Raw genomic sequence first — 20,291 nt, 5'->3', positions numbered from 1 at the left:
TCTCGTCCGTGCCTTCTTCTGATGCTGGTGTGCTCTGGGTCTGTGGCCGTCCTCTTATTGGAAGAGCTGCTCTTCGCTCAAGGGGCCGAGGGCAACCAGCACCTGTTTGTCGCGTAGGGGAAAGCGTTGCAGGGTGCGCATGATGTCGTCGGTGGTGACGCGCTCAACACGCTCGATTTCCTCATCGATGCTAATCAGGCGGCCTTCGGTGACCCAGTCCGAGGCCAGGGTGCGCATGCGAGTGAAGGTTGATTCGCTGCTGAGGACGATGCTGCTGATCCATTTATCCTTGGCGCGGCGCAGTTCGTCTTCGTAGATGCCGTCCTCGAGCAGGCTCTCAAGCTCGGCTCGCAGGAGACGCAGGACGCGCGGGGCCTCTTCAGGGGTAGAGTTGGCTTCGAGCAGGAGCATACCGGTGTCTTCGAGGGCCCACAGGCCGGCGCTGGCCGATTCGGCCAGGCCTTTTTGATGGATGTTCCAGTAGATGCGTGAGCCGTCGGTGTCCCCCAGGATGCTCCCCCCAAGGGCGGCAGCGTAGTAGTCAGGGTCCTGGATGCTGACGCAGGGCATGGCGAGCAAGATGATCTGCTGCTTGAGGCGCGGGTCAACGATGACGTTGTTGAGGGAGTGGGCTGGCTCGTAGGGCTGCGGCTCGCGTTCGCTCTCGCTGCTGCGCCAGTCGCTGCAGAGCTGCTCGGCGCGTGCGACGAAGCGCTCCCAGTCGAAGTTGCCAGCTACGGTCAGAATTATGTTGTTGGCTCCATAGCGGCGCTGCCAGTAGTCGCGCATTTGCTCGATGCGCATGTTGCGAATGCTTTCGCGGGAGCCGAGGACGTCGTGGCCCAGGGGATGGCCGTTGAAGTAGGTTTGGGCCAGACGGCGGAAGGCCAGGTTGTAGGGCTGGTCTTCAGAGCGAGCGATCTCGTTGATGATGACCTCTTTTTCGGTTTCGAAGTCGCTTTCGGCCAGGCGCGGATACATCATGTCGCTGAGGAGTTCGAGGGCGCGCTCGCTGTATTCGCCGAGGACGCGGGCGAAATACATGGTGGCTTCGTGCGAGGTGAAGGCGTTTAGCTCGGCACCGATTTTGTTGAATTCCAGAGTGATCTGCTGCCAGTCGAGGTGCCGGGTGCCTTTGAAGACCATGTGTTCGAGGAAGTGTGAGACGCCCTCGATGGTCGGGTCGTGCTCGTCGCGCGAGCCAGTGCGCACGTAGTAGGCGATGGAGACCGATTCGAAGTCGGGCATACTCTGACCCACGATCTGTAGGCCGTTGCTGAGGCGGTGGGTATGGAAGACGTCCCGACCAACGGTGATAGAATCTGTCATGCTCTCTTCCTCCGCGTGAACAGGAGCCTCATATGTTCTTTTTTCTAGCATGATAGCCCCTGCCAAGAGCGACTGTCAAATCGAGAGGGCTGGCCTCCGCGATAGCTGGCCAGCGTTGGTTGTGCTCTGCCGTCCCCCGCCCGCCGGCTGTTGCGTGCACCACGCCTGGCGCTTGACAGGACCCCAAGAGCATGCTAGGATGAAACCAGTCTCTTCTCTGGCCTCTGACCGGAGCAGGTCGTTGGCTTGCATTGCCGTTCTGCGTCTAAAGCAAAAAGGGGCCGTAGCTCAGTGGATAGAGCAGCGACCTCCTAAGTCGCGTGTCGGAGGTTCGATTCCTCTCGGCCCCACTTTCTTGGTTATAGCTCGTAATCAGTTGCCTGCTCTACACGCTTCATCTGCCCATTCTTCGCCGGAATAATCCTTAGTTGCATATTGGGATGATCTGCTTTCTCCTCTTCTTCAGCTGCTCCGAGCGTCTCTCTTTGCCTATTTCTGGGGCCTTTTCTTCGGGTGGTCCCACCGGCTGGCGCCAGTATAGCTGCTCTTGTCTATAGTTCTATAATCGTCAAGATGACCGTTGAGTACTGGATTGGCCGCCAGTTTCTTCTAGAGCAATCCATTGATATTGGCCGTTCTTATGCTAAAATAGACGAGGATCATGCGATGAGGAGTTGATAGGATGAAGCTCCGGGCACAAGGCAGGTGATCGATCAGCTATGACGGGGGCTGAGACGAAGACGGCTCTGGTTTTTCTATGCGCTGCGGCTCGCGATAGGCGCTTCGTGGAGGAATTGAGAAATCATTTGCAGGCACCCGCTCTGCGCTCGCGCCTGCATTGTTTCGCCTCGCTCGATGTGCCCGCCGGACGGGTGCCTTCCCAGGAGGTAGAGCAGGTTGCTCGGCAGGCTCAGGTGGCGGTGGTACTGGTGAGTGCAGAGCTGTTGAGTGGGCGGAAAGAGGAGCAGAAGGTGCTTAATGTGCTTTGGCGACGGGGACAGGTGGGGGGGCTCCTTCTGATTCCCGTGCGAGCACGGGCCTGCTCGCTAGAGGGGACGCCTCTCGAAAAGCTGAAATTTATGAATGAAAAGGGCTGCGCGGAGCTGAGGCGAGCTGAACGCGACCAGCTCTGGGTCAGGGTGGCGAAGGCGATCTGCGCAATGCTGGAGGCGGACGAGGAAGGGCAGGCCGAAGCTGCCAGAGAGATGGGCAAGGAGGGGCTTGAAGCACTCTGCTCCCGCGTGGAGGAGCGTTATCGACGGGCGCTGCTGGGGGACCGCAGTCTGACCCTGCTGCAGGTGCTGGGGATGCGTACGGCTTTCCCGATCGAGCGGATTTATATCCGTCTGCGTCTGCACGAGAAGCCGGAGATCCGCTATCTCGGTCCCGAGGAGCAAGGGGAACAGTTTGATCATCTGCATGTGCGGCGACGCCAACGACGGCGGCTGGAGCGGCGTTTCGGGGAGGCTTTGGAGCCACAGGAGGCGGTCCACCGCCATTCGCGCTGCGTGATACTGGGCGACCCAGGGGCTGGTAAGACGACGCTGCTGCGCCATCTGGCGATCTGCATTCTGCGCGGCGAGGCTCCGGCTTTGCCTCCGGTTCCAATCTATCTGAGCCTGAATGCTTTTGCAGCCTCGGGTCAGGAGAATTTGTTAACTTATGCAGTCTGGCGCCTGACGCGCGATTACCGAGACTACGGACTTGAGGAGGAGGAGGTAGCCCTCTATCTGCGCACGCGCCTGGAGGAGGGCAAGACGCTCTTTTTGTTGGATGCGCTGGATGAGACCCTGATTGGTGAGTCGCCAGAGGAGGCCGGGCAGAGCTATCGCCGGGTGGTGGAGGCGGTGCAGCGGCTGGCCAATCGCTCGGCGGTGGTGGTGACGGCCCGCCGCGCCGGCTATCGCTTGCATCGCCGCCTGACCGGCTTCGATGAGCTGGATGTGCTCGATTTTCGCCAGCAGGAGATTGAGCAGTTTGTCCAGCGCTGGTTTGCCCAGGAGGGGAACGGTAGGCCCGAAGCGCGAGCTGAGGGTAAGCGCCTGCTGGATGAGTTGCTCCAACAGCCGCATCTGTTGACGCTGGCGGCCAATCCGCTACTGCTGACGCTGATCGTCCTCCTCTATGAGGAGAGCGGTGAGCTGCCGGCGCGGCGCGCGGCGCTCTATCGGGAGTGCGTGACGCTCCTGTTGGAGCGCTGGGATCGTGAGCGCAATATCCGACGCATGGGCAGTCCTGTGCATCTGCGCCCCGATCACCATCGCCATTTGCTCTATGAGCTGGCCTGGCATATGCACGCTCGCGGCTGGCGCTATGCACCACGCGCGGCGCTGGAGGAGTGGATCGCCGAGTTTTTGCCGCGCCTCTGGCAGACCGGCGGGCCAGACCTGGCGAGGCAGGTGCTGGAGGCACTCAGCGATGATAGTGGGCTGTTGCGGGAGCAAGGTCAGGATCTCTATGGTTTTCTGCATCTGACGTTGCAGGAGTATTGCGCAGCCTGTTACGTCAGTGAGAGCGGCAGCGTTGAGCTGCTGCTTCCCTACCTGGGTGATCCGTGGTGGGAAGAGGTGACGCTGCTCTATGCGGGAGCAGTCAACGATGCGACGCCGCTCTTTCGCGCACTGCTTCATGACAGCAAGAAGGCACCACCAGAGGATCTCTTTCACAGCAAGCTGCTGCTGGCAGGACGCTGCCTACTGGCGCAACCTCTATTGCGCGACCGGCCAGAGCTGCGGTACGAATTGCCGAAACGCCTCCTTGATGAGCTGGAGCGCACTCCCTATAGTCTGATGGAGAAAAAACTTGTCGAGATATTAGCCCCGTTGGGACGTGTCTATAGCGAACCTGTGTTAGGATCAGGCGATGAGACTATCACGAAGCGCTTGATGGAGATACTACAAGATAAGAATCTATTTATGCTGAAAATAGTGAAAAGATTTTTATACCAGAAAAAGAATCAAATTAGGAGCTTTGCTCTGGAAGATTTTGATTATATCAGCGTTTTTGATGAAATTGAGATTAATTCTCGCAAAACAATTAAAGAAGATGAATATATGATTGTTGATCATGGATATGCAAAATTATCAGGAATAAGAATTATTCCATCTCAAGATAGAAAAATGGAGCTTCTGATGATAAGACTGGAAAAACAAAATGTAGATGATAAAATAATGATAAATTTGCTAAATAAAGTAAAAAAGCTTTATAATAGTAATAAGAAAATAGAGTTTTTATTGACATTAGTAAGAACTGAAGAGCTGACTGTCAGGTTTCGCTCTGATTGTGTCATGCTGCTGGCTGGGATGCTAGAGAGCTACGGCGATGAGAAGGCGATAAAGATCCTCCTGTCACTGGTGAACAATAAGAAGTTACCTGAAAAGGTGCGCGGCGATTGTATAGGAGTATTGATAAATATATTAACTAGATCTTATAATAAGAAGGCAATAGAGGTTCTGCTGTCATTGGTGAGGAATGAGAAGTTATCTGTAGATATGTGTCAAAAATGTATGGAAGGTTTAGTTAAGGTACTGGGAGGGCGTGGCGATAGTGAGGCGATAGAGGTTCTGCTGTCATTGGTGAGGAATGAGCGGCTAGCGATAATGTTACGCCTGGTCTGTGTCGAGGAGCTGGGCCACCTGGCCAAAGAGGTCCCGCTAGCGCAGACGGGAGCGCTAGCTGCGCTGGCCGATCTCAGTCTGCACAGCGAAGTGCGTGCTGCTCTCGCTCTTGCTTTGGGGCAAAGTGAAAATCGCACCCTTGCTGCTCCCCTGCGCGTCTGTTGGGAGCGTGAGCAAGATGAGAGACTCAAAAGCACCCTGCTGTTGGCCCTGGTATGCCTCGATGATCTGGATTTGGGCGTTCTGGCACAGGCTGAAGAGCTGGCTCTCCAGGGCCATCATGATAGGCTTTCCTCTTCAGAGAGTGCCCTATGGAAATCCCATTTACCTGAGTATCTGGTAAAGCATAGCGGGGCGAAGACGCTGGGGCGCTTGCTGAGGAGGAGTCGGTTTGCGAGGGGACAGCTCTCACTCTCGTTGATAGAGGCAATAGAGGCCGCTGAACGTCGCGACCTGGTGCCTGTGCTGCTCGACGTCTTGGAGCGCTCGTCGATGAAGGCAGAACTGATTAGCCTCAGAGGCGCAAAGCTCTGGGGACTCATACAGGCGATCAGCCAGCTCGGCGAAACGCCCGAAGTCGCCAGGCGCCTGCTCGCTCTCTTTCAAAAGGCAGTGATAGATTCCAACCTTCCGGTCTGCTACTGGGTAGTTGATTGGCTTTTCGAAGCGCTCTGGCACGTCACGCGGCGGGCTGGCCTGCTGGTCGTCGAACGCCCGCGCGGCAGCCGGCGCTACGTCCTGCTCCCGCGCCGCGGCTCCAGTCCTGCCGACGGCCTGCCTAACCTCTCCTAGGCCCCGTCTCCATCTCCTCATAACGCAGCAGATGCGACCGCTGGCCAGGCCCAGCCTCACGCACTCACTCAAGCCTGGGCTGGCGGCCTTCCGCCTGTTCATCCTCCGTCACCACGCGCTTCACTCCCCACACACAGCTCGCCAGCCGCTCGTTATAGTCCTCGTCGCCCGGCTCCAGACTATTGATCACCACGCGATGATACTCCACCCCCTCCGCATGCACAAAGCGGCGCTCATCCAGAGCCAGCGCCACATGCGTAATCCGCTCGCGCCCAAAAAAGAGCAAGTCGCCGGCGCGCAGCTCCCTCAGCGGCACCGAGCGCCTCAGAAAGGCATACTGCTGATCCGCATCGCGCGGCAACACATAGCCCGCCATCCGATAACACAACTGCACCAGGCCGCTGCAATCGATCCCCTCACAGGTCGTCCCGCCCCATAGGTAGGGCGTGCCCAGCAGCTCGCTGGCATACCCTAGCGCCACCGTCACGGGGCGGTGCGGAAAAGCTTCGTGGGCCAGCTCTACCGCCACCGCCTCGCGCTCCAACCAGCCACGGCGCTCGCCCGGCAGAGCCACCTCCACCCGTGAAGCGAAACGCAGATCGGTCACCGGCAAGAGCGTCGACAGATAGACCGGCTCCAGCGTCTCAGCGTCCTCCGCCCCCGCAAAGAGCCAGGTTCGTGGCCTCTGCACCACTGCCACCAGCGGCAGAGCCGTCCCACAGCTCTCGCCAACCCGGCAGAAGCCCGTCACAATCGGCTCCTCCAGATCGGCCTCGCGCAGCCAGCCACTGTAATCCGAAAGCTGCCCATGTAGCCACTCGCCCTGCTCCCCATCAACTACCACCTCACGGTTCAGCAGTGCCTGCGTCACCAGCTCCGAAGCCGCATCCGGCTCGCGCCGCACATCTGCCACTGGCACCGCCACCACCAGCTTTGTCATCATCAGCGCTCACCCCTCGCTTGCCTTTGCCTTGAAAAATACCGGGCGCCTGCCTCTACAGGAGTACTCAGCGCCAGGCATTGCTCAAGACGAACATCAGATTGGCCGGGCGCTCCGCCAGGCGGCGCATCAGATAGGGATACCATTGCGAGCCGTAGGGCACATAGACCCGCACATGATAGCCCTGACGCACCAGGCGCTCCTGCAAATCGCGTCGGATACCATAGAGCATCTGAAACTCGAATGCATCGCGGCTGATCCCATGATCGCGGACAAAGCGGCAGGCCGCCGTAATCATCGCCTCATCGTGGGTGGCGATGGCCGGGAAATTCCCGCGTGCCAGCACCATCCCCATCAAGCGCACATAATTGGCATCCACCTCTGCCTTCTGGGGAAAAGCCAGATTCGGCGGCTCCTTATAGGCTCCCTTCACCAGGCGCACGCGCACCCCTTCTTGTAGCAGGCGCTCCAGGTCATCCTTGCTACGATACAGATAAGCCTGGATCACCGTCCCAACCTGCTCAAACTCGCGATGCAAGCGCAGCGTCAGATCGAGCGTCCGCTCGGTATAGGCCGAGCTTTCCATATCGATGCAGACAAAGATCCCCAGGCGACCAGCCTCCGACAAAAGGCGGCGCAGATTCTCCTCGCACAAGATCGGCGAAATGTCCAGGCCCAGGGCGGTCAGCTTAATCGAGATATTGGCATCGAGGCCGCTCTCCTTAATGCTGCCCAGGGCGCGGATATAATCCTCGGTCGCCGCTCGCGCCTCGTGCTCGTCGGTAACGTTCTCGCCGAGGTGATCCAGCGCCACGCTCAGCCCCCGCTGATTGAGCGTGCGAGTCACCTCGATACTGTCGCTCAGCTGCTCGCCGGCCACAAAACGATGAGAGAAATTGCGCGCTGCCCGGTTCGACAGCGCAAAGTTGCGCAGCCCATCATGCTGCGATAGATACAGCAGTGTATCTCTGAGCATCAGCGCCCCCTCTGACCAATGACGAAATCGAAATGATCAAGCATCAGCATAGCCTTGTCTTGCTAAGCTTTCCTGCCCCTATGATAGCACAAAAATAGCCGCTCTGGCTCCCTTGCCACCGGGTTCCAGAGCAGCTCAACGCCCCTCAGAACAGTCAAGCTAGCCAGATGAGGGAGGCGGCCCGAGCAGCAGCGCCACCACGGTCATCGCGAGGCTACCAGCGCAGTGAGCGACGAATCTGCCAGTCCCAGAAACGATCGGGGAGCCAATAGCGCAGACGCATTGCCCAGGCCATCGCTGGCGGCACAGCGTAGCGCGTGCGTGGGCGAGGGCTGCGCAGAATCTTCTCAACTGTCTGAGCAAACTGCTCTGGCGGGAACCCTCCTCTGCCAGAGGCCAGGCGCATAGCGCTCTTCTCCATCACCGTGAGCAAGCGCTCGTAAGGACTTCCCTGGCCGCGGTACTGTTCCAGCTTGCTGCGAGCCCGTTCCATGCTCGTCTGCCAGATCCCTGTCGGGCTAGAGGTCGGCTCAATCACCACCACCCGCACCCCGAAAGGCGCCAACTCGACCCGCAGGCTATCACTCAGGGCCTCCAGCGCGAACTTGCTCGCCCCATAGGGACCCAGAGCCGGCAAAGGAATACGGCCATTCACACTGCTCACATTGATAATCGTCCCCCGTGCCGCCTTCAGCAACGGGAGCAGCGCCTGTGTCACCCCAATATGGGCAATCGTATTGATCTCGAACTGCGCCCGCAGATCGTCAAGATCGATCAGCTCCAAAGGGCCAGCGAAGGCCGTGCCCGCATTGTTGAGGAGCGCTGTCAACGCTGGCGTTGCCGCCGCCACCTGCTCACCCAGAGCCTTCACCTGGGCGGCGTCCGTAATATCACATAAGAGCGGCGTCAGGTTCCCATCGCTCCCGCCTGCCTTGGCCTCTGCCAGCAGCTGCCCGGCATCCGCCTCGCGTCGCACCGTGGCAAAGACCTGCCAGCCCCGTCGCGCCAGATACAGGGCCGTGACACGTCCGAAACCGCTGGAGCAACCCGTAATCACAATGGCCGCATTCCCTGCCGTCGTACTCATGTTGCTCTCTGCTCCTCTCTTCTTCTCCGTCGCTCTGCCGCTGGCTGGCCAGAGATCAGAAAAGCTCCTCGCCCTCCTGGTTTTCTGAACGCGGACCAGGCCCGATGCGATTCCAGAGACCCAGGCGGATCAGCTCACAGCGGGCCTCAAAGCCGAACTGCTCGGGGTCCATCTCGCGGCCATGACGGAGAACCAGACTGCGCAGCATCTCGATCTGCTCCGCCTTTGATGCAACATCCTGCTCAAAAGGAATATGCTGCGCCAGATGCTCTACTGCCTGGCGCTGATACCATTGCTCCTGTGACTCTCCCATAGGCACCTGCTCAGTAGGCAGTCAGATCAAGACCAACAAGCTGCAAGCGAGCAAGCGCCGGCGGCGCAGCCAGCGAACCAGACAGTCAGTCAACTGATCAGCAAACAGACAGGCAAAAAAGCGGACCAGGCTGCGTCTGTCGGCCTTGCATTCCTTCATCAAGGTAATGCTATCATGGCCGCTTCTGACGGTGCAAGGGCGCTCTTATCCTGGCTGGCCTCCTGGTGAGAGACACATTCTGAAACAGATTTGTATACGTTGGAGATAGCCATTTTGCCCTAAAGCGCCCGCTCACTCTTGACCGCATCAGGCAACAATGCTACTGTCAGAAAGGAGATCGATGCTCGATAGATAACTTCCGGTAAATAGCGAAGGTGATTGTGATGATGCTCTGTGTCCACTGTAATACGTATCGACCGGAGGGTGAGGGTCCCTGTCCTTACTGCGGTGGGCCGGCGCCGGCCAATGGTGCCAACAGCGGCGGCAGTGGCTTCTTCTCCGCTGGCAGTGGTCACACGACGGTTGCCATGCCGCCGCTGGGGGCCTCTTTTGGGACTGGACCCGGGCCTGGAATTGGAACAGGGACAGAGTGGCAGGCACAATCACTGTCGAGCTATCAGCCCTATCAGCAGCAGGGGCTGGGCAGCCTGGGCAATGGGGGAGGCTCGGGGGTGAACTACCCGTCCGTCGGTTCCGGCGGCTCGGATGTGAGCTATCCGGCTTTAAGCACCCCTGGCTTCAGCTCTCCCGGAGCCATGAGCGGGACTGACGGTATCTCCGCGCCTCTCTGGGGCCAGAATCAGTCACTGCCGCCGGGCGAGGCGACCGAGGCTGTTTCCCAGGAACCCTTCCCGGCGGGCCAGCAACAATTTCCTGGCGCTTACCCAGGCTTCGAGGGAATGTCGGTCCAGCAGCAGACTGGCCCTCAACCTCCTCTTCAGGGCCAGGGTCAGCAGACAATGGCCATGCTGCCCGTGCTCTATCAGGACCCGGCCAATCCCTCGACGCAGTCGCTGATCCTCATTCCACAGGTCCAGGACCAGAGAACCAACACCGGCGCCCTCTTGCCATTCAATCAGCAGGTACCAGGGCCTCCGATTGCGGGTATCCCAACGGAGGAGGAGGCGCTCTATATTCCGCCCATGTACACGAAGCCGAGGCCGATCATCCCGCGCTACCGCGCCATCAGCGGTTTCCTCAGCTTTGTGATCGTTATTCTCTTGCTGTGCAGCGCTGCAACCTATTACGCTAAGGTGACGGGCAAGCTGTCCTTCCTGGGCCAGCTCGTTGGCGCTGCGCCTCCCAACGTCGCGGCGACGCCGGTGCCCAACCTGCCCGACCCCAAGGCCAGCGAGAATGGACCGGCTTACGGCATCATTAGCTCAGCCACAACTGCGCCCAGCGTCGACCCCAAGACCGGCATCGCGCTTCAGCCCAGTCAGGTCTTTAAACCCGGCCAGACCATTTATCTGACCTACAGCGTCCATGCCAAAAAAGCCGGCACAGTCACCGTCAAGTGGTACACCAATGGCCTGCTCTATCAGGTGCTCTCAAAAGCCACTCCAGACTCTAAAGGCGGCTCCTGGACGGGCGTCTCGATGATGCGCTTTACTCAGCCCCTGGAAGGCATGGTCGAACTCTACTGGAACGATGCGGGGAAACAGCCCCAACTGGCCATTCGCCTCTATTTCGTTGTGCGCCCCTAACCTGAGCCTGGTCCTGCGCTAGCGGTCAGGAGCGGACCACGAGGGGGCGAAGGAAGCCCCTCCAAAAAAGGAGGAAGGAGACAAGGGCGGCCACAAGCACACAGGTCCTGCCCTGCTCCTTCTCAGCCTCTACCTGGCGCTAGGCTCCTTCCCCGCCCCTCTTACACAACGTCTCAACATTTACGTCGCCGTAGACGCGCACCTGGCAGGCCAGGCGCACATTCGGGTTCTTCTTGAGATCGTTGCGCAGCCAGAACTTTTCCATGAAGGTCAGCTCATTCGTATTGCTGGCTGGGGAGACCGCTACGCGATCCGTCCCACAGAGTCCATTGCCGTGGCAGTTGGCGAATTTCCACAAGCCGCAGTAAACGGGTACATCGTGCTCAAGCGCTGGGTAGCGCACATTGTCGCCTTCAGGAACCTCAACCTTGACCTTTTCACGTACAAACGTAATCGTTGGCACGGTGAATTCCTCCACAGGAATGGTGCTGGCTCTCTTGATGTGCTCCCTTGCAGGGAACCAGCCAGCCAGTCAGCAGAGCAGACGGAACCCGAACAGGCTGGTGGGAGAGGGCGCGCCCCGTCTCACCTCGCCTCTCTCTGGTCCCTCCATTTCCCCACGCCCTGACCTCTCACCTGTTAGCCCCGTAGCCGGGTCAGGCGCGTCGATGTCTGTTGCTGCTGTGCCTGGTGAGAGTGTAGCATAGAGCACCAGGGCTAGCAAGGGCAGAGAGGGAGAGCCAGGGACCCTACAGAGCCACACGCCTGAGCCTTAGATGACAGCGATGAGAACGAGCACCTGCTGCGGGGCAACCAGAGAGGCCAGGTCAGGATCACGTTCTGCCACCGTCAATGTCAGACTGAGCGAGGTATTGGCAGGCACCTGGGAGAGCACGGGGGCGATACTGACCGTTGTGTTTTGCCCTGGTGCCAGCGGGCCACCACTAGCGGGCGTGATCTGCAACGGCGGGTCGCTCTTATCGGCGGTAATGGTCCAATTGAGCGGTGCCTGGCCGTCATTCGTGATGGTCACGGTCTGAGCCGCCGGCGTCGTCCCGTGCGGCACGTCAAAGATCAGGATCGTTGGCCCGACGGTAATCGTGGGCACGGCTGGTGTCTGCACCGTTAAAGCAACCGTAATTTCTTGTCTGAGCGAGCCGGCGCTGAAGATCAGGCGTCCCTGATAGCTTCCAGGGACCAGGCCAGCCGCGTTGACCTGCACACTCACCGTGGCGCGCCCCCCTGGGGCTAGCGTACCTGCCGTTGGCGTCGCTCCCAGCCACTGCCTGTTGTCTCCTGTGCTACTCGTCAGAGACCAGCTCAGTGTGAGGCCACCGCTGTTCTGCAGCGTCAGCGACTGCGGAGCAGGATTCTGACCCTGGGCCGTTGTGAAGCTGAGCGCAGACGGCGTCAGGGCCAGCCGGCCCGGTGCTACCACATGCAGACTGACCATCAACTGTGGTTCATCTCCCAGACCACTACGGTTCTCAAAGAGCACCGTCCCTTGATAGCTTCCCGCAGAGAGCGAGGCAGGCGAGACCGTCACACTGAGCGTGATGCTGGCTCCGGCCTCCAGGTGGCCAGCGCTCGGCGTGACTTGCAGCCAGGCCCCGCCAGCGTTGGTACTCACCTGACTGCTCCAGTCAAGCGCCTGCTGACTGTGGTTCTGCAGAGCCACTGTCTGCCTCAGTGGGGCCTGCGTGCCGCTACTTGCCGTGTAACTCAAACTGGCGGGCGCGATACTCAGTGTGGCCGACGAACCCAGGACCGTCATGGTGACCGCCAAGACTTGCGTGGTTTTCCCCTGCTCTCCCGCCTGCTGGACAAAAGTCACATGAGCTGTATAGTTGCCGGCTGCCAGCTCGCCACGCTGAGCCACCAAGGTCACTACTTCGCTCCCGACAAAACTGCCGCTGACTGGGTCTACTTGCAGCCAGGAACGATCGCTGCTAGCCCGCCAGCTCAGCTGACCACCGCCAGCGTTGAGCAAGGTAATCGCCAGCCGCGTCGTCGTCCCTGGAAGATCGGCCCCCAGATCAACGCTGTAATCGGAAAGCCTCAGCTGCGGCGGCGTTGACGTCGAAGGCAGCACGGTAATGGTCGTTGCAATACTCAAAAGCTGCGTCTCATCAACAACCAGAAGCTGGTGTTCTCCAGGCTGCCAATCTGGCGTTACGGTCACCTGAAGAGCGAAAGCGCCAATGGCATTGGCCTGCACACGCAGCGGCTGACCGCGGGCATCTCGTAACGGGATCGTTCCGTCACGCTGCAAGGCGAGCAGATCACCGGCCCCAAATCCTTTGCCAACCAGGGTCAGACTCTCATTGAAATGCAACTGGCGCGGAATCACCGTCAGCGAAGGCGTCAGTGTCGCAACCGACCAACGGCGGGCGAAGAACAGATAGGAAAGAGCCGCGCTCATTGCCAGCGCTACCAGGAACAGCACCAGCAAGGCGCGCGGCAGGAGGTTGCGCCGATGAGAAGAAGAGCCTGGAGCCAGGATCTCCTCGGCGCGACTGCTCCCCCCTCGCTGAATCCGCGCAGGGAAGGGCCAAACCTCCTGGCTCTCCAGGTGCATCGGCTGTGGCTCCGCCTTGTCGGAACGCGCGGCAGAAGAAGCCAGTTGCTCTGCCCCAGCTTCCTCCCCCGTAGCGAGTGGCGGCACCAGAAACGGGCTGGAAAGATAAGGCTGATCCTCGGGGTGCAGTCCGGCATGATAGCCGATTGGCTGAGGCGATGCCGGGGGAATGGAGCGTCTCCGCAGTCTCTCTCTTCTCTTTGGCACAGAAGAAGGCACCAGGGAGCGCCCACAGTGACGGCACACCTGGGCATAAATAGACACTGGTTGATGACAAAAACGACAACGCTTGGTCTGCATTGGTGTGTCCCACTCTCTGACCTTGCTGCCCATGAGTAGGGCCGACCGGCTGGGCTGACCGGACCGGCTGGACGAGCCTACCTCATGGCGGTTACTCCGGCCCTCGGTTGCGCTGAGACCGGGCTATTGGGGAGGAAGTACTCACATGCTCTCTACTGAGATAGACGTCAGACCTTGCCAAACGTCCAGAGGAGAAGCAGGACCGACCATAGTGTATCATAATTCTTCAATATTGGCACAACAGTAGCTGGAGGCGGGCACTGACCAGAGTGGCAGTGCTGAGGGGGAACAGGCGTTGAACGCTGAGATGGCCAGGAGCCGAAGAGCCTGACAAGGGGTGAGAAAGGGACAGGATCGCAAGGAGAGGATAACAGGGGATGCGAGGGGTGCATCATAAGCACTATGACCCTCGCAAATCCCTGGGAGCGGCTTACAACTCGTCGCTCTCCTCGCTGGCGGGAGCTACCTGCGCGAGGAGCTCCTCTTCAAGTTGGCACCAGGTCAGCGCCTCAGCCTGACTGACGTCAAGCGGATGGTGCTGACGTGTGGCCTCGCTCATCATCCGGGCGACACGGCGACGCAGACCCGAGAGCAAGGGCTTTTGCACCTCCAGCGGTGGCAACCTGTACAGGCGAATCAGGTCAATAGGATAGAATTCTTCAGGTTCAAAGGCAAGCAACAGCAAGTCCCTGTATTTGTGCAGAAGAGAGAGCCGTTCCTGAGCTTGCAGCTGCAGCCGACTGCTCACAGCCAGCAAGCAGCCAGCAACGCGACGAGCACGGACAATCGGACAGGCCACTGCACTGAGAGCCTCATCCTGCACCAACGGCTCCAGGCCAGCAGTGGGGAGCGCAAGCGAAGCCTGGATTGGTACCTGGAAGATGACCGTGCGAGCGATGGAGACGGCATGACCAGCCAGGGACTCGCTGCCATAAAAGCAGGCTTCGCTCTGAGAACTGAGCTGCCAGCGCCGGCTGTCGTTGACTAGCGCCGTACGCAGACTGCGCACGCATCCGCCACGTGAGGGCGGCATGCAGCGCACAATTATTAAGCTCAGCCCCTGACGCCGAGGGTCCAGATGAATGGTGGCCTGCTGCAGCACAAGGTTGCTGATCGCCCAGGTGCGTAGCGGCATCGGCACCCTCAGCGCGGCATTCAAGACGCGGTCATAGAAGACAGGCGCGATCTCCTGAGCCTCGCTGCAGAGAGTGGACCCCTGGTCGCCCCGGCTCAATAGGGCAAATTCCCGCGCTACTTCCTCTAACAGCCCTTGATGGTGATCTGGTAAGGCACAGAAGAGACGATAGAGTGCGTAAGGACAGGGAGATTCTTCGCCGGCGACCCAGCGTGTCAGGGTCATGGGGGAAATACCTGCTGCTTCTAATAAGCGCATTTGCTCTTGAGGATTGTCTTCGATGCTGCTCAGAAATTCATGCCATCGGTGAGGCTCGTACATTCTTCCTTCCTTGGACCCTCTCAATAGCTACGCACCGCTCCTTACCTAACTATAGCATGCTCCTCCGACCTCGGCCATTAAAATTCCGTTAAAATTATGGGCAGTACATCTTTTATCTATACGAAGCATAGATAAATAGTTATATTTCTTCCTGGGGGCCGTCAGGTGAGGGGCCAGCGACACTTGAGGCCCAAAAAGGCTACTGCGGCTTGTCCTGCCCGGGAACTACGACGACGAGCAAGCCCGCCCCCAGTCGAACGCGGAGCCTGGTTCACAGCGCGCACAAGGGGCGATCCTATGGTATAATCAGTCAGCACGAACACTCGTTCTTGCCTGGCCTGACCTGAGCTGATCTGCTTTGGCGCTGATCCGTGAGGGGGAAAGAGGCCAGGCCGAGGAAGCTTATCTGAGGAGTGGAGCGAGGGCGGGAGCAGCCTGGAGGAGCGTGTTTCTCCCAGCTCGCTTCAGCAGCGAAGCAGTGAAGCAGTGAAGGAAGAGTCTGCCCTATGCCGATTCGCCAACTGGCCCCGGAGGTCGCAGCCAAAATCGCCGCTGGCGAGGTGGTGGAGCGCCCCGCCTCGGTTGTGAAAGAATTAATCGAGAACAGCATTGATGCCGGTGCCTCGCAGATCCGTGTTGATCTCATCCGTGGCGGTCTGCAGCTGATACGGGTGAGCGACAATGGCTGCGGTATTCCTGCAGAGGAGCTGCCGTTAGCCCTGGCGCGTCATGCTACGAGTAAAGTCAGCACGGTGGAGGATCTGGAGCGTATTCGCTCGCTGGGCTTCCGTGGGGAGGCGCTGGCGAGCATTGCTGCGGTGGCTGAGGTGGTTTTGATCAGCCGTCCCCGCAGTGGCGCCCAGGGCGCTCAGGTGAGCGCCTGCAATGGGCAAATTTCGGCAGTCGGTCCTGCTGCCTCGCCCGAGGGCACCATTGTCACGGTGCGCAACCTGTTCAGTGCGGTGCCGGCGCGTCTGAAGTTTCTGAAGAGCCGCCAGACGGAGGTTAGTCACTGCTTGCATCTGCTCCAGCAGTATGCTCTAGCCTATCCCGAGATTCGCTTTACCGTCACCAGCGAGGGGCGTGAAGTCTTTACGACTCCAGGCGATGGTCAACTGGCGACGGTGCTGGTGCAGATGTATGGTCCAGCGGTGGCCAGGCAGATGGTGCCGCTCAGTGGCCAGCCTGCCGATGATCCCGAGCGCCCAGCGATCAGCGGCTATGTCAGCCGGCCTGCGTGTTATAAGAGCACGCGCCAGTATCTCTCTTTCTTTGTCAATCGCCGGTGGGTTCACAGCCGCTTACTGATTGCCGCTGTGGAAGAGGCCTATCGAACCCTGCTGCTCAGCGGACGTCATCCTCTGGCGGTCATCAACATACAGGTAGATCCATCCCAGATCGATGTCAATGTTCACCCCGCCAAGACGGAGATTCGCTTCCTGCGCGAGCGTCGGGTCTACGCCGAGTTGATGCGCGCTGTGCGGCGCGCCGTCCTGGAAGAGGCTGAGGCTCCCAGCTGGCAGGCGGCACAGCAGTCCGCCCCTGCGGCTGTGGGCAGCGCCGCTGCGGGATCACCTCCAGTCTCCGCTGCGTCGTTGTCCCAGCCACCAGAAGAGTCCACAGAAGAGGAGCAGGCAGCCTCGTTGAAACCGGAGGCAACTCCGGAAGTGACTGTGCTGCAGCATGCTTTTCCCCTTGATAACCCCTGGTTGACGGTCAGTGAGGAGGAACGCGGGGAGCGAACCGCTCTGCAGTCGCGCCTTTGGCAAAGCCATCTGCGCCCCCAGCAGGGTGAACCAGGGCATGGGCGCCAGGCGCTGACAGGCGTGTCCCGCCGCTCTGGGCAGCCTGCAACGGGCGGCACGGAGCCGGAGCAGAAGCAAAAGCAGGCTGTCGAGGATGCCCTGTCTAGGGAAGAGGGGCCTGCTCTGGCTGCTCCGCTTGCCCCGGCTGAGGTCTTGCCTGCCCCTGCTGTGCAGCCCGGACCTCGCCAGGAGCACAGCCATTTTCCTGAGCTACGAGTCATAGGGCAACTGCTCCAGAGCTATATTGTGGCGGAGGGGCGCGATGGCCTCTATTTGATTGATCAGCATGCCGCTCACGAACGCATTATCCTGGAGCGCATGCTGGCCGCCCGCCAGGAGCAGACTTCGCTTGCTCAGATGCTTCTGACTCCTCTGCGCCTTGACCTCTCGCCTGCTGAGTTGGAAGCCATCGAGGAGCGTCTCGACGATCTGCGTGGCCTGGGCTTCGAACTAGAGCTGCTTGATCACGGGCAGGTCCTGGCGCGTGCTGTGCCTTCTGTGCTCGCCAAGCAGCTCAGCGCGCGCTCCCTGCAGGAGCTGCTCAGGGAAGTGACCGCCCCCGAACACGATGGCTACAGCCAGACCTGGGAGGAGCATGCCCTTGCCAACATCGCTTGTAAGGCGGCTATTAAAGCCAACTATTTTCTGACCAGCAGCGAAATGCGCGAACTGGTCGAGCAGCTTGCCCACACACGCGCACCGTTTAGCTGCTGTCATGGCCGACCGACAACCATCCACTTCAGCGCTGGTGCTCTAGAACGCGAATTCGGGAGGCGCTAGTGTTTGCGGAAGTGCTGACCGTGGCCGCCAGTTGGCAGGGCGAGCGACCGCTGCTGACCTATGAGGTGCCGGCGGAGCTGGAGGGAGAGCTTCAGCCGGGCCAGCTGGTGGCCGTCCCCTATGGGGAACGACTGGTCGAAGGTATCATCTGGCAACTGGTGGGGTCCTGCGAGCACAGCCTGCCAGAGACGCTGCGTCCCGTGCATGCGCTGCTTGACCCGCAGCCGGTGCTCTTGTCCCATCAGCGCGCTCTGGCGGAGTGGATGGCCGACTACTATGTCACCTCGCTGGCGCTGGTTGTGCAGCTCATGCTCCCACCTGGTCTACTGCAGGGGTCGCGTGCTGTGCTAACTCTCGTCAACACAGAGCCGCGTGAGACAGCCTCGCTGTCGCTCCAGGCTCTGATCGGTCTACTCCTGGATGAAGGCGAGATTGATGTGGCCCGTCTGCAGGCTATGCTAGGTCCTACGCGCGCCCGTGCCCTGCTCAAGGAGGCAGTGACCAGCGGCCTGATTGAGCGCGTGCCGCGTTTGGCAGAGCCGCGTCTACGTCCGCGGCGTCAGCGTGCCGTTCGACTCTGCCTGGCTGGAGAGGAGCTGGCCGCCTGGAAGCGTCAGCTAGCGGAAAGCCTGCCGCAGTATCCGGTGACCGCTGCGACGTCGGGCACACCTGTGGACCTGCTGCCTCCCTCTCCCTCTCTGCGCCGGCGTCCACCTTCGGCGGCTCCCCTGTCGGTTGTGGGATCTGCCGCCCAAGCCCCCATTGCGGCGGCAAGGGGTGGTCAGGGTCAAGAGAGCCAGCGGGCCCTGCGCGCGCTGGCTGCCATTGACTTGCTCGAACATAGCCCGCCCGATGTACTCTGGACACCGAGTCGCCTGGCGCGCGCCAGCGGCCTCACCCAGACCCAGCTGCAACAGCTCGTTGCTGAGGGCGTTCTCGCGATTGAAGAGGACGTAGAAGTACGGCGTGATCCGTTGCGAGAGCGCCCCATTGTGCCCAGCTCTCCCCTGCGGCTGACGTCTGCCCAGGAGGCTGCCGTGCGCGCCATCCTTGCCCCTGAAGCTTCTCAGCGTCCCCTGCTCCTGCATGGGGTCACAGGCAGCGGCAAGACCGAGGTCTATCTGCAGGCCCTGGCGGCCCTCATTGCCCGTGGTCAGAAAGGCCTCGTGCTCGTCCCTGAGATCGCCATTACAGCCCAGGCCATCCAGCGTATTGCCGGGCGCTTCCCGGGACGGGTCGCCATTATCCACAGTGCCCTCAGCCCGGGCGAGCGCTACGATGAATGGCGGCGCATTCGGGCCGGCCAGGTGGATGTCGTCCTCGGCTCGCGCTCTGCCCTCTTTGTCCCTCTGCCTGACCTGGGCATCATCATCCTTGACGAAGAGCACGAGACGGCCTACAAGCAGGAGGAGCGTCGTCCCACCTACCACGCGCGCGAGGTAGCCTGCACCCTGGGGCGGCTTCTCGACATTCCCGTCGTCCTGGGCAGCGCTACCCCGTCCGTAACCAGCTTCTACCGTGCCCAACAGGGAGCCTATCAACTGGTGGAGCTGCCCGAGCGCATCGGGGTCCCCCTGCCCCCCGTGGAAATCGTCGACCTGCGCAGCGAGCTGCATGCTGGCAACACCAGCATCCTCAGTCGTCGTCTGCGCAGCGAGCTGGAGAACGTCCTCGCCCGACGCCAGCAGGCCATTCTCTACCTCAATCGTCGAGGAGCAGCCAGCTGTGTTCTCTGCCGCGAGTGCGGCTATGTCGCCATGTGCGAGCACTGCGACGTACCGCTGACCTATCACGCCACTGAGCGCATCCTCCTCTGCCACTACTGCAATCTTCGACGCCCTGTCTTGACACGCTGTCCCCACTGTAACAATCATGGCCTGCGCTACTTCGGCATCGGCACCGAGAAAGTGGAGCAGGCGATCCAGCAGACCTTTCCCCAGGCTCGACTGCTGCGCTGGGACCGCGACACGGCTCGCACGCGGCGCGCCCATGAGCAGCTTCTGGACCGCTTTGCCAATCACGAAGCCGACATATTGATCGGCACCCAGATGATCGCCAAGGGCCTCGATCTGCCAGGGGTGACCCTGGTGGGGGTGGTCGCCGCCGACATCGCCCTCATGCTACCGGACTTCGCCGCCACGGAGCGCGCCTTCACCCTCCTCACCCAGGTGGCGGGCCGGGCTGGGCGCGGCAGCGAGTCAGGACTCGTCATCATCCAGACCTTCAACCCGGAGCACTTTGCCATTGAAACTGCCTCGCGCCACGCCTACCATGAGTTCTACGCTGCTGAGATCATCCTGCGTCAGCGCTACGCCTATCCCCCTTTCCGCCAATTTGTCAAGTTCACCTATAGCCATACCAACCGCCGTCGCGCCCAGAACGAGGCCCTGCTCTTGCGCGAGCAGCTCGATCGCGCTATTGCCGAGCTGGAGTTAGAAGAAACCGACATTGTGGGACCAGCCCCGGCAGTCATGGAACGCATCCGCGACGAATTCCGCTGGCAGATGATCGCGCGCGGCCCCGATCTGCGTCCCCTGCTACGTGCCATCACCATCCCCCCGGGCTGGCATATCGACATCGACCCGGTGAGCACCATGTAAGCGCCATCCTCC

12 protein-coding genes and 1 tRNA gene are annotated in these 20,291 nt (G+C 60.3%); 5 read left to right on the top strand and 8 right to left on the bottom strand.

Annotation, left to right across the window (positions count from 1 at the left end):
* Positions 1-54: 54 nt before the first annotated feature.
* Positions 55-1,329 carry a M16 family metallopeptidase gene (locus N688_RS21035; RefSeq protein ID WP_052891114.1) on the bottom strand — a complete coding sequence of 425 codons (1,275 nt, stop codon included), beginning with the start codon at positions 1,327-1,329 and terminating at the stop codon, positions 55-57.
* A 277-nt stretch (positions 1,330-1,606) separates the two neighbouring features.
* Here N688_RS21035 and N688_RS21030 point away from each other — a divergent pair.
* A tRNA-Arg gene (locus N688_RS21030) sits at positions 1,607-1,679 on the top strand.
* Between the two features lie 369 nt (positions 1,680-2,048).
* Complete coding sequence (locus N688_RS21025; protein ID WP_052891113.1) at positions 2,049-5,738, top strand: NACHT domain-containing protein; 3,690 nt, start codon at positions 2,049-2,051, stop codon at positions 5,736-5,738.
* Positions 5,739-5,802: 64 nt separating this feature from the next.
* On the opposite strand, the gene N688_RS21020 is transcribed toward N688_RS21025, so the two are convergent.
* The 4 genes from N688_RS21020 to N688_RS21005 form a co-directional block, all read right to left on the bottom strand.
* The gene (locus N688_RS21020; protein WP_052891112.1) at positions 5,803-6,681 is read right to left on the bottom strand and encodes a C40 family peptidase; all 879 of its coding nucleotides are present in this window, start codon (positions 6,679-6,681) and stop codon (positions 5,803-5,805) included.
* Between the two features lie 64 nt (positions 6,682-6,745).
* Complete coding sequence (locus N688_RS21015) at positions 6,746-7,654, bottom strand: proline dehydrogenase family protein (protein WP_052891111.1); 909 nt, start codon at positions 7,652-7,654, stop codon at positions 6,746-6,748.
* Positions 7,655-7,868: 214 nt separating this feature from the next.
* Entirely contained in the window at positions 7,869-8,741 is an 873-nt protein-coding gene (locus N688_RS21010; RefSeq protein WP_052891110.1) for an SDR family NAD(P)-dependent oxidoreductase, read from the bottom strand.
* Between the two features lie 55 nt (positions 8,742-8,796).
* On the bottom strand, positions 8,797-9,054 hold the full coding sequence (locus tag N688_RS21005; RefSeq protein WP_052891109.1) for a hypothetical protein: 258 nt from the start codon (positions 9,052-9,054) through the stop codon (positions 8,797-8,799).
* A 383-nt stretch (positions 9,055-9,437) separates the two neighbouring features.
* Here N688_RS21005 and N688_RS21000 point away from each other — a divergent pair, with 383 nt between their 5' ends.
* Positions 9,438-10,760: a hypothetical protein gene (locus N688_RS21000; protein WP_052891108.1), complete on the top strand. Its 1,323-nt coding sequence runs from the start codon at positions 9,438-9,440 to the stop codon at positions 10,758-10,760.
* Positions 10,761-10,899: 139 nt separating this feature from the next.
* On the opposite strand, the gene N688_RS20995 is transcribed toward N688_RS21000, so the two are convergent.
* The 3 genes from N688_RS20995 to N688_RS20985 all read right to left on the bottom strand — a co-directional run bounded on the left by N688_RS20995 (position 10,900) and on the right by N688_RS20985 (position 15,094).
* The gene (locus tag N688_RS20995) at positions 10,900-11,223 is read right to left on the bottom strand and encodes a 2Fe-2S iron-sulfur cluster-binding protein (RefSeq protein WP_069803332.1); all 324 of its coding nucleotides are present in this window, start codon (positions 11,221-11,223) and stop codon (positions 10,900-10,902) included.
* Between the two features lie 309 nt (positions 11,224-11,532).
* On the bottom strand, positions 11,533-13,545 hold the full coding sequence (locus tag N688_RS20990) for a BACON domain-containing protein (RefSeq protein ID WP_162179602.1): 2,013 nt from the start codon (positions 13,543-13,545) through the stop codon (positions 11,533-11,535).
* A 523-nt stretch (positions 13,546-14,068) separates the two neighbouring features.
* Positions 14,069-15,094 (bottom strand): hypothetical protein, encoded by a 1,026-nt coding sequence (locus N688_RS20985; protein WP_052891105.1) that lies wholly within the window; start codon positions 15,092-15,094, stop codon positions 14,069-14,071.
* A gap of 506 nt (positions 15,095-15,600) precedes the next feature.
* Between N688_RS20985 and mutL the strand changes: the two genes are divergently transcribed.
* Complete coding sequence (gene mutL, locus N688_RS20980) at positions 15,601-17,679, top strand: DNA mismatch repair endonuclease MutL (protein ID WP_052891104.1); 2,079 nt, start codon at positions 15,601-15,603, stop codon at positions 17,677-17,679.
* Positions 17,679-20,279, top strand: a complete 2,601-nt coding sequence (gene priA / locus N688_RS20975; RefSeq protein ID WP_052891103.1) for a replication restart helicase PriA — start codon at positions 17,679-17,681, stop codon at positions 20,277-20,279. The genes mutL and priA overlap by 1 nt, the downstream gene beginning before the upstream one ends.
* Positions 20,280-20,291 lie beyond the last annotated feature (12 nt).

The sequence above is a fragment of the Thermogemmatispora carboxidivorans genome, from assembly GCF_000702505.1.
Taxonomy (GTDB): domain Bacteria; phylum Chloroflexota; class Ktedonobacteria; order Ktedonobacterales; family Ktedonobacteraceae; genus Thermogemmatispora; species Thermogemmatispora carboxidivorans.
This window is presented reverse-complemented; position numbering and strand designations above follow the sequence as displayed.